The sequence below is a fragment of the Mycobacterium sp. shizuoka-1 genome (assembly GCF_002723835.1).
GTDB lineage: Bacteria > Actinomycetota > Actinomycetes > Mycobacteriales > Mycobacteriaceae > Mycobacterium.
Window position 1 is genome coordinate 1 of record NZ_BEWG01000002.1, and the last position, 14,144, is coordinate 14,144.

Below are 14,144 nucleotides of genomic sequence, written 5' to 3' on the forward strand. Positions count from 1 at the left end.
CGGCGGGGTGGGGTGCTGAGGTGCCTGCTCTGGGGGCTCAGTCATGGGTTGCACGTTACCCGTCGTTGCCGACCGATAGTCGGGGACAGGTGATGTCGTTGCCAAGTTGATGGGTGGCGATGACCACGGTGCGACCCGGTGACAACGTCCCGTGCCGGGCGTCGAGCAGGGCAGCCAGGATGCGTTGTGCGTCGGCGGCGTCCAGGTGTTCGGTCGGCTCGTCGAGCAGCACGACGGGCGCGGGGCACAACAACACCCGCGCCAGCAGCAGCCTTCGGCGCTGTCCGGCCGACACGGCGGCGGCGCCGCCGACCAGGACGGTGTCCAGCCCGTCCGGGAGCGCGCCGAGCCACTCATCCAGGCCCACCACAGCCAAGGTGTGCGACAGCTCGGCGTCGGTGCAGTCACCGCGGGCCACCAGTAGATTGTCCCGGACCGTGGTGCTGAACAGATGCGCGTCTTCCGCGAAATAGCAAACCGCGCTGCGTAATTGGGATTCGGTCAGCGATCCGGTCGGGACGCCGTCCAGCGTTGCCTCCCCGCGGATCGGCGGCAGCAGACCGGCCAGCGTCATCAGCAGCGCGGTCTTGCCGCTGCCGCTGCGCCCGGTGACCGCCAGTCGGGCCCCGGGTGCCAGGTCCAGGGTGACCGGCGCGCCGGCCGGGCCACCCGGGTAGCCCGCGCAGAGGTCGTCGGCGCGCAGCCGCGGCGCGGTGGCCGGGGTGCGCACCGAGACCGGCGCGGAGCTCGCCTCGGCGGGCGCCAGCTCGCGCAGGCGGCCGGTGGCGATGCGGGCTCTGGCCAGCGCCACGGCCGCCCCGGGAAGCGCCATGGTGGCTTCGAAGGCCGACAGCGGCAACAGCATCAGCACGGCCAGGGTGGTCGGGGCGGTGTGCGCGGCGATGCCGATGCCGACGATGACGGCGCCGATGACGCTGGCCCCGATCGCTAGGGTGGGGACCGCGGCCGCAGCGGCGGCCGGAGCGGCCGCGCGGTCGATCGCCGAGCCCCAATCGCGCTGGCGCTGTTCGGCTTCGGCGATCAGGGTGGGCAACCGGCCGGCGACCCGAAGCTCGTCGGCGTGCTCGAGCGAGGTGACGGCGGCGATGTCGCGGTCGGACTGCAGGCGACGCGCCACGGTCTCCTGCGCGCGGACCGCCCGCCCGGCCAGACCGGGTGCGACCACGCCCGCGATCAGCAGGCACACCGCGAGGACGACAGCCGCGGAAGGGGAGATGAGCGCGATGACCGTGGTGGCGGCGATGCCGAGGACGGTGGCGACGCCGATCGGCACCAGGGCGCGCACCGCCACGTCGGCCACGGTGTCGACATCGGTGCCGACCCGGGCCAGCAGGTCGCCGCTGTGCAGGCGCGCGGTGACGTCGGCCGGGCCGTGCGCCAGCCGCCGGTAGATCTCGCCGCGGGTGCCTGCCGCAGCCCGCAACGCGGTGTCGTGGGAAGCCAGCCGTTCGCAGTAGCCGAGCACGCCGCGGGAGATCCCGAAGGTCCGCACGGCCACGACCGCCACCGACAGGTCCAGCACCGGCGGCATCTGCCAGGCGCGGGTGATCAGCCACGCGGACACGCCGGCAAGGGCCAGTGCACTGCCCAGCGCCAGCGAGCCGAGCAGGATCGCCAGCGCCAGCCTGGCCTTGTCAAACCTGGGCATGGTGATCGGCCTCCACCGTGATCACATGGTCGGCGATCCCTACCACGGTGTCGCGGTGCGCGACCAGCACCACGGTTGCTCCCTGCGCTGCCCGGTCCCGGATAGCTTGCAGCACAGTATGTTCGGTGGCCTCGTCCAGGTGCGAGGTGGGTTCGTCGAGTAACAGGACCGGTGCGGCGGAACCGAGCGCGCGGGCCAGTCCGAGCCGTTGGCGCTGTCCCAGCGACAGACCCGCTCCACCGCGGCCAAGCACCGTCGCCATGCCGTTCGGGGCGCCCTCCACCACCTCGGTGAAACCCGCCGCGCGGCAGGCTGATTCCGGATCGGTCAGCGGGCCGAAGAGGGTGAGGTTCTCGGCGATCGTGCCCGGGATGATCACCGGCCGCTGGGCCAGCCAGGCCAGCTGCTGCCACCAGGCTTGCCGATCCAGCTCGGCGATGTCGACACCGTCGACGGTGATCTGCCCGTGGGTGGGGCTGACCAGTCCGGCGATCGCCAGCAGCGTGGTGGTCTTGCCCGCGCCGTTGGGCCCGGTGAGTGCCGTGACGGTGCCGGGCTGCAGCCGGCCGGACAGCCGGTGCGGCGACATGCCGTCCCGGCCGGCGACGCACAGCCCGTGCAGCTCGATCACCGCACCAGCGGCCGCGACGGTCCGGGTGCCCTCCGCCGGTGCGGGATGCTGCTCGATCAGCGCGAAGGCCTTGTCGGCGGCGGCCTTTCCGTTCTGCGCGGCGTGGAACTCGACGCCGACACGGCGCAGCGGCCAGAACACGTCGGGGGCCAGCAGCAGCACGGTCAGCCCGGCGGCCAGGCTCATCTCGCCGAACACCAGCCGCAGCCCGATGCTGACCGCGACCAGCGCGACGCCCAGCGTGGCGATGAGTTCGAGCACCAGGGCCGACAGGAACGCGATGCGCAGGGTGGCCATCGCCGAGCGGCGGTGGGCGGCGCTGAGGACGGCGATGCGGTCGGCCGGACCGTCGGCGCGACCGAGCGCCCGCAGCGTGGGGATGCCGGCGATGAGGTCCATCAGCCGGGCCTGCAAGGTCGTCATTGCCTCCAGCGCCGCCGCCGAGCGGTCTTTGGTCGCCAGGCCGATGAGCACCATGAAGACCGGGATCAGCGGCAGTGCGACGAGCACGATCACGGCCGACTGGATGTCGTTGAACGCGATCACCACCACGGTGGCCGGTGTGAGGGTCGCGGCCAGGAACAGCGCGGGTAGGTAGGCGGTGAAAAAGGGGCGCAGCCCGTCGAGGCCGCTGCTGATCACCGTCGTCGCGTCGGCGCGGCGGGAGTGACGCTCACCGGGTGGCAGCGCGGTGACGGCCCGCAGCACCTGGCCGCCGAGGTCGGCGATCGCGGCACTGGCCCCGCGCTGGCCCAGCCGGCCCTGCTGCCACTGCACCGCCGCGCGAAACAGCCACAGCGCGGCCAGGATCAGCAGGTCGCTGCGCCAGTACCCGATGCTGCGGGTGGCCGGATCGGTGACGACACCGGCCACCATGTGGCCCAGGACGACCGCGCCGGCGATCGCGCACCCGGAGATGAGCGTTCCGCAGAGGACCGTCGCGACCAGGTAGCGGCGGACTGCCGGTGAGGCCTGCCAAAGACCGTTCAGGGCACTCGCCTGAGCGGCAGACCGATCGACTTCGGGATCGACTCGGCGAAGATCCGCTTACGGAATATCCAGTACGTCCAGGCCTGGTAGACCAGGACGATCGGGGTGAATATCAGTGCGGCCCAGGTCATCACCTTGAGGGTATACGGGCTGGACGATCCGTTGTAGATCGTCAGGTCGTAGGCCGGGTCGAGGGTCGACGGCACCAGATTCGGGTACAGCGAACCGAAAAGCAGGATCACCACCGCGGCGACCACGATCGTCGTCGACAGGAATGCCCAGCCTTCGCGGGCGCCCCAGGCTGCCGCGACGGCGGCCAGCTGAGCCGCCACCGCCACCGCCAGCACCGCCCACGTCCAGGTCTTTCCGTGGGCGAGTTGGGTCCACAGTCCGAACGCCGCGACCAGCACGGTGGCCGGGACGCTGAGGGTCCGCGCCGTCCGGGTGGCATCGGTGCGGACGTCGCCGCCGGTCTTCAGGGCCAGGAACACCGCACCGTGGAACAGGAACAATGCGCAGGTGGCCAGGCCGCCGAGCAGGGTGTACGGGTTCAGCACGTCGGTGACCGACAGCCCGACGACGTTCTTGTCGGGCCCGACCGGCAGGCCGTTGACCAGAATGGCGAACGCCACGCCCCACAGGATCGCCGGCAGCCAGGACCCGGCGGCGATGCCGATATCGCACCAGCGGCGCCACTTCGGGTCGTCGATCTTGCCGCGCCACTCGATGGCGACGATGCGCGCGATCATCGACAGCAGGATCACCAGCAGGGGCAGATACAGCGTCGAGAACACCGTCGCGTACCAGTGCGGGAAGGCCGCGAACATGGCGCCGCCCGCAGTGATCAGCCACACCTCGTTGCCATCCCAGACCGGCCCGATGGTGTTCAGCACCGCCCGGCGATGGGATTCGCCGTCCATGTCGGGTGCGCCCTTGCCCGGGCCTCCGAGCCATCCCATCACCATGCCGACCCCGAAGTCGAACCCCTCCAGGACGAAGAAGCCGAGGAACAGCACCGCCACGATGATGAACCAAAACTGTTGCAGCCCCATGATGTAACTCCTCGCAGGCTCAGTAGGCGAATGACAGGGGTGCGACCTCGTCGTCCCCGGGCGGGGTCGGCGGGGCGGGTTCGGAGTCGTGCTCCAGCGGGCCGGCGGTGACGTAGCGCCGCAACAGGTAGAACCAGATCACCGCGAGCACCGCGTAGATCAGGGTGAACGAGATCAGCGACACCCAGACCAGGCCGGGACCGTGCAGCGACACTCCTTCGCGCACGGTCAGCCGCACCAGCGGATCACCGTCGGGGTTGGGGGCGACCACCCAGGGCTGGCGGCCCATCTCGGTGAACACCCAGCCCGAGATCGACGCCAGGAACGGCGTCGGCAGGGTCACCAGAGCGAAGCGGGAGTACCAGGGTTTGTCGGGGACTCGGCCGCCGCGGGTCAGCCACAGCGTGGTCAGCGCAAACAGCAGCGGGATCGCCATCAGGCCGATCATGGCGCGGAAGGACCAGTAGGTGACGAACAGATTGGGCACGTACCACTCCGGGCCGAACTTCTGTTCGTACTGCCGCTGAAGGTCGTTGGTGCCTTCCAGGGTGACGCCGCTGAACTTGCCCTCGGCCAGGAACGGCAGCACGTAGGGCACTTCGATGACGCGGGTGATGCTGTCGCAGTTGTTGTGCGTACCCACGGTGAGAATCGAGAATCCCGGATCGGTTTCGGTGTGACACAGCGACTCCGCAGCCGCCATCTTCATCGGCTGCTGGTGGAACATCAGCTTGCCCTGCACGTCGCCGGTGAAAAACAAAGCGGCACAGGAGGCCAGCGCCACCAGCGACCCCAGGATCGCGCCGGGGCGGTACAGGGCCGCGGCATCCGGGCTGCCCTTGGCGCGCACCATCCACCACGCGCACACCGCCGCCACGAACGTCCCGGCCACCAGGAACGACGCGGTGACCGCATGCCAGAACGCCGCCACACCGGTGTTGTTGGTGAACAACTCGACAATGCTCTGGAGTTCGGCGCGGCGGGTCTCCGGATTGAACCGGGTGCCGACCGGATGCTGCATGAACGAGTTCGCGGTGATGATGAAGAACGCCGAGAGGTTCACCGCGATGGCGACCAGCCAGATCGAGGTGAGGTGTAGCCATTTGGGCAGCCGGTTCCAGCCGAAGATCCACAGGCCGATGAACGTCGACTCCAGGAAGAACGCCACCAGACCCTCGAGGGCCAGCGGTGCGCCGAAGACGTCGCCGACGAACCGGGAGTACTCACTCCAGTTCATGCCGAACTGGAACTCCTGCACGATTCCGGTCGCGACCCCGATGGCGAAGTTGATCAGGAAGACCTTCCCGAAGAACTTGGTCATCCGGTACCAGGCCGGGTTGTCGGTCACCACCCAGATCGTCTGCATGACAGCGATCAGCGGTGCCAACCCGATCGTCAGCGGAACGAAGATGAAGTGGTAGACGGTCGTGATACCGAACTGCCACCGGGACACGTCGAGAGCACCCATATCCGCACACCCCAAAAAAGACGGATAGGCGCGGATCGCCTATCTACGACAAAGTGTAGTAGGGACCCGCGCCTGTTCCGCTAGGGTCTTTGGGCCTGTGTGACCCAAGTCAATGGGACGTAATTAGAGCGGGGCGGCGCTGATGCGCTCGCCGAGGTTCTTGGCGGCCTTACGGATCCCGAAGGACGCCACGATCTCGAACACACCGATGACCACCAGCCAGATACCCACCACGATGGTCAGCGTCGCCAGTGACGGGAACGGCGACGCCAGCACCACGATGCCCGCGATGAGGCTGATCACGCCGACGAAGATCTCCCAGCCGCGCCCGGGGGTGTCGGGGTCGCTGATCGCCGAGACGGCGGTGGCGACGCCGCGGAAGATGAAGCCGATGCCAATCCAGATGGCCAGCAACAGAATGGAGTTCTGGATGCTGCGGAAGCACAACACCGCCAGGATGAGTGCGGCCGCACCGCTGATGAACAGCATGACCCGCCCGCCGGCCGACACGTGCAGGGTGAAGGCGTGGAACACCTGCGAGATGCCGGTCACCAGAAGGTAGGCGCCGAAGAAGATCGCGGCCACGAGAATCGAGATCCCCGGCCAGACGAGTACCAGGATGCCCAGGACGAGCGACAGGATCCCCGACAGCAGGACCGACTTCCAGAAGTGCGGCAGCAGCGGCGGGGCAGAGGTAGTAGTCATGGCCGGAAGTCTTGCACAGCGCGCTGGCGAGTAGCGGTATTTAAGCAGTTCACCGGGTGAATTCGAGCTTAGAGCTCGTCGTCGCCGTTCTTGCCGTCGACCACCGACAACCGGTACATCAACGTGATCAATCCGAAGATCAGCAGGGCGGCGATCAGGTCGGACCACTGGAACGGATAGACGGCCCCGTCGATCGAGAGCACCATCACCGTCTCGGTCAGCGCGAAGAACAGGAAGAACGCCCCGAGAAACCGCCGGGCCGTCGACCGGTGCAACCGGGTGCGCCGTACTTCGACCATCAGACTCAGCAGCAGCACCGGCAGCACCTGCGCCAGGGTGGCGGCCGTCGGACCGTCCATCACGACAAAGTGGAATCGACTCAAATCGGGCACGGCGGGCCAGGTTAGCCGCTCGCACCTGTGGTTCCGCTGCCAGATGGTTACGCTCCTACTACTGTTCCGTTACCGGCAGTACAAAACCTGGACCAGGCCGCTATTTTCGGGCAGGACAGCCCGGATGCAGTCGAGAGAAAGAGGCAACCGTGCTCACTGGATGTTTTCGGATCGCTGGAGTGGTGGCCATCGCAGGCGCCCTGGCCCTGTCGGGCTGCAGCAGCAAGAGCGACTCCGGCGCAGGCCCGGCGACGTCGACCACTGCAGCAAAGGCGCAGAAGGTCGACGAGATCGCGGCCACCCTGCCGGAGGACATCAAGAAGTCGGGCAAGCTGGTCGTCGGCGTCAACATCCCCTACGCGCCCAACGAATTCAAGGATCCCAGCGGCAAGATCGTCGGCTTCGACGTGGACCTGATGAACGCGATCGCGGCCACCCTGGGGCTGACCGCGGACTACCGCGAAGCCGACTTCGCCAAGATCATCCCGTCGATCCAGCAAGGCACCTTCAACGTCGGCATGTCGTCGTTCACCGACACCAAGGAGCGCCAGCAGTCGGTCGATTTCGTCGACTACTTCTCGGCCGGCATCCTGTGGGCGCAGCGGCCCGGCTCGCCGATCGACCCGAACAACGCCTGCGGCAAGAAGGTGGCCGTGCAGGCGACCACGACCGAGGAAACCGACGAGCTGCCGGCCAAGAGCAAGGCGTGCACCGACGCCGGCAAGCCCGCGATCGAGATCCTGAAGTTCGACGGCCAGGACGCCGCCACCAACGCGGTGGTGCTCGGCCAGGCCGACGCCATGTCGGCAGATTCGCCGGTGACCGCCTACGCGATCAAGCAGAGCAACGGCAAGCTGGAGGCCGCCGGCGAGATCTTCGACTCGGCCCCGTACGGCTGGCCGGTCGCCAAGGGTTCGCCGCTGGCGCAGTCGCTGCAGAAGGCGCTCGAGCACCTGATCGAGACCGGTGACTACAAGACGATTGCCAGCAACTGGGGCGTCGAGGCGGGCATGATCACCAAGCCGGTCATCAACGGCGGGACCAGCTAAGCGATATGAGTGTCGACGAGTCGGCCCCACCTGCCATCAACGCGGTACCACTTCGTCATCCCTGGCGGTGGGTGGGGGCGGCCGTCATCATCGTGCTGGTCGGGCTGTTTCTGTACGGCGCGGCCACCAACCCGGCCTACGGCTGGTCGACTTACGGCGAGTACCTGTTCAACGACCGCATCCTGCTCGGTGTCGTCAACACCCTTCAGCTCACCGTCTACGCCATGGTGCTCGGCATCGTGCTCGGGGTGGTGCTGTCGGTGATGCGGCTGTCGCCGAACCCGGTATTCGGTTCGGTGGCATGGGTTTTCCTGTGGATCTTCCGCGGCACACCGGTGTACGTGCAGCTGGTGTTCTGGGGCCTGATCCCGACGATCTACCAGAACATCCAGCTGGGAATCCCGTTCGGGCCGTCGTTCTTCCATCTCGACCTGCAGGACCTGTCGATCCCGTTCCTGCTGGCGGTCGTCGGCCTGGGCCTCAACGAGGCCGCCTACATGGCCGAAATCATCCGGGCCGGAATCACTTCGGTGCCCGAAGGACAGTCGGAGGCGTCCACCGCGCTGGGCATGTCCTGGGGAATGACCATGCGCCGCACCGTGCTTCCGCAGGCGATGCGGGTGATCATCCCGCCGACCGGCAACGAGGTCATCAGCATGCTGAAGACGACGTCGCTGGTGACCGCCGTGCCGTACTCGTATGACCTCTACAGCATCGCGTCCCGGGAGATCGCCGCCCGGATCTTCGAACCGGTCCCGCTGCTGATGGTGGCCGCGACCTGGTACCTGGTGGTGACCAGCGTGCTGATGGTAGGCCAGTACTACCTGGAGAAGTACTTCTCCCGCGGCATCTCTCGCAGGTTGACCTCGAAGCAACTCGCGGCTCTGGCCAAGGCGCAGACCGGTACGGAGGCTGGGCACGTATGACAGGCGAACCCATGGTGCGCGCCGAACAGGTGTGCAAGGACTTCGGGGCACTGCAGGTGCTCAAGGGCGTGACGCTCTCGGTCGATCCCGGCAAGGTGCTGGTTCTGGTCGGGCCGTCGGGTTCGGGTAAGTCGACCTTCCTGCGCTGCATCAACCACCTCGAGAACATCAGCGCGGGAAGGCTTTACGTCGACGGGGAATTGGTCGGCTACCGCGAGCGCGGCGGCAAACTGCACGAAATGTCCCCGCGCGACGCGGCCAAACAACGCCGTGACATCGGCATGGTGTTCCAGCACTTCAACCTGTTCCCACACCGCACCGCGCTGGCCAACGTCATCGAATCCCCGGTCCATGTCAAGCGGACCAAGAAAGCCGCCGCCATCGAGCGGGCCCGTGATCTGCTCAACCAGGTGGGCTTGTCGGACAAGGCCGATGCCTACCCGGCCCAACTCTCCGGCGGCCAGCAGCAGCGGGTGGCGATCGCGCGTGCGCTGGCGATGGATCCCAAGCTGATGTTGTTCGACGAGCCCACCTCCGCGCTGGACCCCGAGCTGGTCGGCGAGGTGCTGGGCGTGATGAAGAAGCTGGCCGGTGAGGGCATGACCATGGTCGTGGTGACCCACGAGATGGGGTTCGCGCGCGAGGTCGCCGACGAGTTGGTGTTCATGGACGGCGGCGTGATCGTCGAGAGCGGTCCGCCCCGGGACGTGCTGAGCAACCCCCAGCACGACCGCACCAAGGCGTTCCTGTCAAAGGTGATGTAGCCCCTGGCGTGACGCGTCCGACAGCGCATTCGGGCAGAACCAGCGTTCATTCCTGGTTGTAGAGGGCATGACGACATCGACCGGACAACGACGAAACGCCGCCGAGGTAGCCGGCTTCCACGCATCGCCCGAACTCGCGGGCAACCTGCAGCGAGTGCTGGTGGACCTCATCGAATTGCACTTGCAAGGTAAGCAGGCGCACTGGAACGTGGTGGGAACAAACTTCCGCGACCTGCACCTGCAGCTCGACGAGCTCGTCGACTTCGCCCGCGAATCCAGTGACACGATCGCAGAACGTATGCGCGCTCTGGACGCGGTGCCCGACGGGCGCTCCGACACCGTCGCGAACACCACCAGCGTTCCGCAGATCCCCGGCTACGAGCACAACACCGGCGAGGTGGTGGACCTGATCGCCACGGCCGTCTACGCGGTCGTCGGCACACTGCGTGACGTGCACGACGCCGTCGACGCCGAGGACCCCAGCACCGCAGACATCCTGCACCAGGTGATCGACGGACTGGAGAAGGTGGCCTGGCTGCTCAAGTCGGAGAACCGGAAGGTCTAACGCATCGGACTCTCGACCCGCCCAGACTCTTCCTGGGCGGGTCGATCGGTGCCGGCGACCGGCTGCGGTCGCCGGCTCACCAGATACCAGGTGTGCATCAGGCCTTTGCCCTTGACCTCGACGTCGCCGCGCTCTTCGAGCACGAAGCGGTCCCTGAGGCGTTCGTAGACATCCTGGGGGACCTGGATACGGCCCTCGGGATCGGTGGTCTCCATCCGGGACGCGACGTTCACCGCGTCGCCCCACACGTCGTAGAAGAACCTGCGGGCGCCGACCACACCGGCCACCACCGGTCCGGTGGCCATGCCCATCCGCAGCGGCACGGGCTGACCGTTGGGGTCGCGCAGGTCGCGCACGGCCTTGGCCATGTCCAGCGCCAGGTTCGCCAGCGCGTCGACGTGGTCGTCCCTGGGTTCGGGCACGCCGCTGACCACCATGTAGGAGTCGCCGGTGGTCTTGATCTTCTCCAGACCGTGCTTGTCGACCAGCCGGTCGAACGTGGTGTAGAGCCGGTCGAGGAAGCGCACCAGCTCTGCGGGCGGGATCTGGCTGGCCCGCTCGGTGAAGCCGGCGATGTCGGCGAACAGGATCGAAGCCTCGTCGAAGCGATCGGCGATCACCCCGCGGCTCGGATCCTTGAGCCGGGCAGCGACGGGCGCGGGCAGGATGTTGGCCAGCAGCGCCTCGGAGCGCAGGTACTCGAATTCCATTGCGGCCTCGGCCCGGGACACCTCGCGCATCGCGTACCAGACCGTCGCGAAGATCATCGCGCACGCCGAGACCGTCGTGATCACGAAGCCCGCGTTGACCAGCCAGCGGGGCTGGATCCCGGTGTCGCCCGGCACCAGGAACTGCGAGGCGATGGTGAGCCCGGCGCCGACCGCGACCACCGTCGAGGCCAGCACCACGTGCTCGACCCCGAGTACCAGCACCGCCAGCGACGCCGACACCAGGTAATAAAACTGGATGCCGGAGTCGGTGCCGACCTGCCAGCCGACGATCGTCAGCGACAGGAACGCGAAGAACACGAACGCCAGCGCGGCGATGATCTCGCCGAAGCGGTGCAGCAGCGGAATCCCGACAAAGATGGCCGCGGTGCCGAGGTTGACCATCCCGATGGCCAGCAGGTCCTCGCCGCTGATCAGCTGGAGGACGCCGACCGCGGCGGTGACCACGGCTGCCATCGCGGCCGCGATGTTGAGCACCCGCTGGCGGCGCGCGATCGATTCGGCCCAGTGCAGGTTGCGGGCCGGAGCGCGGCGCTGCATGCGCTCACAGTCCGCCCGCTGGGTCGGCCCGTCTATCGGCACCGAACCAGCGCATTTCCGCAGGGTGCCCACGGCGCCAGCCTATCGGTTGGCCGCCAGCACCGAGAGAAGTTCGAATCCGACGTGGGCGGCGGCCACGCCGGTCATCTCCGCATGGTCGTAGGCCGGGGCCACCTCGACGATGTCGGCGCCGACCACGTCGAGGCCCACCAGACCGCGCAGCGTGTTCAGCAGTTCACGTGAGGTGAGCCCGCCGGCCTCGGGTGTTCCGGTACCGGGGGCGTGCGCCGGATCGAGGACGTCGATGTCGATCGACACGTAGACCGGGCCGCCGTCGAGCCGCGCGCGCATCCGCTCGACAATGCTTGCCACACCGTCGAATTCGTAGTCATCGGAGCGGATGACCTGAAAGCCCAGCACGGAATCCTGTTCCAGGTCGGTCTTGCTGTACAGCGGCCCGCGGATGCCCATGTGCAGCGAGCGCTCCATGTCGATCAGCCCTTCCTCACTGGCCCGCCGAAACGGGGTGCCGTGGGTGTAGGGCGAACCGAAGTAGGTGTCCCAGGTGTCGAGGTGGGCGTCGAAGTGCAGCACGGCGACCTTGCCGTGATCGCGGGCCAGTGAGCGCAGGATCGGCAGCGCGATGGTGTGATCGCCGCCGATGGTCAACACGGTCGACCCGTCCTTGCGCAGGTCGGTCATCGCGGTGTCGATGGTGTCGATCGCCTCTTCGATGTTGAACGGATTGACCGCGATGTCGCCGCAATCGGCCACCTGCTGAGCGGTGAACGGGGCGACCTCCAGTGCGGGGTTGAACGGCCGCAGCAGCTTGGAGGCGGCCCGCACGTGTGCGGGCCCGAACCGTGCCCCCGGCCGGTAGGACACCCCGCTGTCGAACGGCACGCCGACGATGCGGACGTCGGCGCCGGGCACGTCGGAGATCCGCGGGAGCCGGGCGAACGTCGAGGGCTCGGTGTAGCGGGGGTACTTGGTCGCGTCGACCGGCCCGACGATGTCCGATGTCATGTTTTCCTCCTCTGCCAAGGGCTCGCGACGGGGCTAGCCTGCAAGAATGACCCGCATCGCCTGCGCCCAGATCGCGCCCACCATCGGGGCGTTGGCCGCCAACCTCGAGCTGGCGGCCGGTGCCATCGCCGACGCTGTCGCCCACGGTGCTGATGTCGTGGTGCTGCCGGAGCTGGCCACCTCCGGCTATATGTTCGCCGATGCCGACGAAGCCCGCTCGACGGCCTTGCGTGCCGGCGATCCGGCGTTCGACGCCTGGCGGTCGGCCGCCGGGGACGCGATCGTGGTGGGCGGCTTCTGCGAGCTCGGCGACGACGGTCAGCTCTACAACAGTGCGGTGGCGCTGGACCGCGACGGCGTGATCGCCACCTACCGCAAGACGCATCTGTGGGACCGGGAGAAGCTGATCTTCACCCGCGGCGCCGAGCTGCCGCCGGTGCTGCGGACGCGGCACGGGGCAATCGCGGTGATGGTCTGCTACGACCTGGAGTTCGGCGAGGTGACCCGGCGGGTGGCCGTCGACGGCGCGGAACTGATCGCGGCGCCGGTCAACTGGCCGTTGTTCCCGCGCCCCGACGGCGAACGGCCCGGCGAGGTGATCACCGCGATGTCCACCGGCCGGCTCAACCGGGTGGTGGTCGCGGTGTGCGACCGGGCCGGCGTGGAGCGGGGCCAGCCGTGGACCGAAGCCAGCGTGATCGTCGATCCGGACGGGTGGGTGCTCGCCGCCGCCGGCACGGGTCCCGATCTGGTGATCGCCGACGTCGACCTGTCCGCCACACACGACAAGACCCTGACCGAGTACGTCGACCTGCTGTCAGACCGACGCGTCGATCTGTATTGAACGAGGCCGCCATGGGAAACCGAGGGATACCGATCTGGCCGGTGGTGATCGCCACCGCGCTGTTCTTCGGGGTGATGTTGCTGGCTGGTCTGGGTGTCGCGGCGCTGGCCGCCGGGGCTCCGAGCTGCACGAACGTCGGCCCGAACACGACGATCTGTCAGAGCCCGGGCAATGCGCAGATCACCACCTCGCCGGGAACCATCGCCACACCGAACTGGGGCTGGCCGTTCTGGGGTGGCGGGCTGATCATTTCGATCGGGTGATCGAGGCGCGAAGTCGGGACTTTTTGCCCTGCCGACGGTTTGCTTGGTCGCTATGCTTCTCCGAGGGGCGAGATCGGGGGCCCGGTCGCAGGGGTTTGCTGCGGCTAACCGCACCGTCTGGAATTTTGCCGTATGATTTCGGCAAAGTACGAGGTAAGTACTCACAGCGATCATCCAGCCTCTCGAGGCCGCTGGCGAATGAGCCGAGCCAGCAACCAGGATGGCGCGACTTTTCGGCCCACAGAGATAGGAAAAGTTATGAGCGCTGGTCGCTTGACTCGTCAGATCGCACTCTTTGCTGGCGGGGCCGCGATCGTCGGTATGGGGGCGCTTACTGCCTGTAGCTCGAGTGAGAAGGAAGCCCCGTCCTCGACGACCACGACTCCGTCATCCGCAGTGACGCCGTCGCCCACCGAGAAGGCCGTCGGCCCGGGTGGCCCCAACTCGTTCTCGCCGACGGTGAACCCCGCGCCTCCGGGTGCGGTCTGCAAGGAAATCGTCGGCAACAACTGCATCCGCTGATTCGCGCCGT

Annotated in this window: 15 protein-coding genes; 6 read left to right on the forward strand and 9 right to left on the reverse strand. The window is 67.7% G+C overall.

The annotated features are described in order from the left end of the window. Window positions 1–55 precede the first annotated feature (55 nt). The 6 genes from cydC to MSZK_RS00815 form a co-directional block, all read right to left on the reverse strand. Entirely contained in the window at window positions 56–1,669 is a 1,614-nt protein-coding gene (cydC, locus tag MSZK_RS00790; protein WP_099243852.1) for a thiol reductant ABC exporter subunit CydC, read from the reverse strand. Beyond that, entirely contained in the window at window positions 1,656–3,248 is a 1,593-nt protein-coding gene (gene cydD, locus MSZK_RS00795; protein WP_233211059.1) for a thiol reductant ABC exporter subunit CydD, read from the reverse strand. The genes cydC and cydD overlap by 14 nt, the downstream gene beginning before the upstream one ends. Before the next feature lie 38 nt (window positions 3,249–3,286). Then, entirely contained in the window at window positions 3,287–4,342 is a 1,056-nt protein-coding gene (gene cydB, locus MSZK_RS00800; protein ID WP_099243856.1) for a cytochrome d ubiquinol oxidase subunit II, read from the reverse strand. A gap of 19 nt (window positions 4,343–4,361) precedes the next feature. Beyond that, entirely contained in the window at window positions 4,362–5,810 is a 1,449-nt protein-coding gene (locus MSZK_RS00805; protein ID WP_099243858.1) for a cytochrome ubiquinol oxidase subunit I, read from the reverse strand. A gap of 123 nt (window positions 5,811–5,933) precedes the next feature. Then, window positions 5,934–6,515: an HdeD family acid-resistance protein gene (locus MSZK_RS00810; protein ID WP_199203142.1), complete on the reverse strand. Its 582-nt coding sequence runs from the start codon at window positions 6,513–6,515 to the stop codon at window positions 5,934–5,936. A 68-nt stretch (window positions 6,516–6,583) separates the two neighbouring features. Then, complete coding sequence (locus MSZK_RS00815) at window positions 6,584–6,907, reverse strand: hypothetical protein (RefSeq protein ID WP_233211054.1); 324 nt, start codon at window positions 6,905–6,907, stop codon at window positions 6,584–6,586. A 179-nt stretch (window positions 6,908–7,086) separates the two neighbouring features. Between MSZK_RS00815 and MSZK_RS00820 the strand changes: the two genes are divergently transcribed. From MSZK_RS00820 to MSZK_RS00835, 4 genes are all read left to right on the forward strand, one after another. Then, window positions 7,087–7,956 (forward strand): ABC transporter substrate-binding protein, encoded by an 870-nt coding sequence (locus MSZK_RS00820; RefSeq protein WP_233211055.1) that lies wholly within the window; start codon window positions 7,087–7,089, stop codon window positions 7,954–7,956. A gap of 5 nt (window positions 7,957–7,961) precedes the next feature. Then, window positions 7,962–8,882, forward strand: a complete 921-nt coding sequence (locus MSZK_RS00825) for an amino acid ABC transporter permease (RefSeq protein ID WP_099243864.1) — start codon at window positions 7,962–7,964, stop codon at window positions 8,880–8,882. 11 nt (window positions 8,883–8,893) lie between these two features. Further along, window positions 8,894–9,646, forward strand: a complete 753-nt coding sequence (locus tag MSZK_RS00830; protein ID WP_199203144.1) for an amino acid ABC transporter ATP-binding protein — start codon at window positions 8,894–8,896, stop codon at window positions 9,644–9,646. A gap of 67 nt (window positions 9,647–9,713) precedes the next feature. After that, window positions 9,714–10,211: a Dps family protein gene (locus MSZK_RS00835; RefSeq protein ID WP_099243868.1), complete on the forward strand. Its 498-nt coding sequence runs from the start codon at window positions 9,714–9,716 to the stop codon at window positions 10,209–10,211. Here the strand turns inward: MSZK_RS00835 and MSZK_RS00840 are convergent. Both MSZK_RS00840 and speB read right to left on the reverse strand, forming a co-directional pair. Next, a complete protein-coding gene (locus MSZK_RS00840; RefSeq protein WP_199203145.1) occupies window positions 10,208–11,479 on the reverse strand; it encodes an adenylate/guanylate cyclase domain-containing protein in 1,272 nt (423 codons plus the stop codon). The genes MSZK_RS00835 and MSZK_RS00840 overlap by 4 nt on opposite strands. A gap of 81 nt (window positions 11,480–11,560) precedes the next feature. After that, window positions 11,561–12,505, reverse strand: a complete 945-nt coding sequence (gene speB, locus MSZK_RS00845; protein ID WP_099243872.1) for an agmatinase — start codon at window positions 12,503–12,505, stop codon at window positions 11,561–11,563. A 46-nt stretch (window positions 12,506–12,551) separates the two neighbouring features. On the opposite strand from speB, the gene MSZK_RS00850 reads away from it, so the two are divergent. Beyond that, entirely contained in the window at window positions 12,552–13,349 is a 798-nt protein-coding gene (locus tag MSZK_RS00850) for a nitrilase-related carbon-nitrogen hydrolase (protein WP_099243874.1), read from the forward strand. A gap of 11 nt (window positions 13,350–13,360) precedes the next feature. Then, window positions 13,361–13,612 carry a hypothetical protein gene (locus tag MSZK_RS00855; protein ID WP_233211056.1) on the forward strand — a complete coding sequence of 84 codons (252 nt, stop codon included), beginning with the start codon at window positions 13,361–13,363 and terminating at the stop codon, window positions 13,610–13,612. A 281-nt stretch (window positions 13,613–13,893) separates the two neighbouring features. On the opposite strand, the gene MSZK_RS33525 is transcribed toward MSZK_RS00855, so the two are convergent. Continuing rightward, a partial coding sequence (locus MSZK_RS33525) for a hypothetical protein (protein WP_371411267.1) occupies window positions 13,894–14,144 on the reverse strand: 251 nt, incomplete at its 5' end.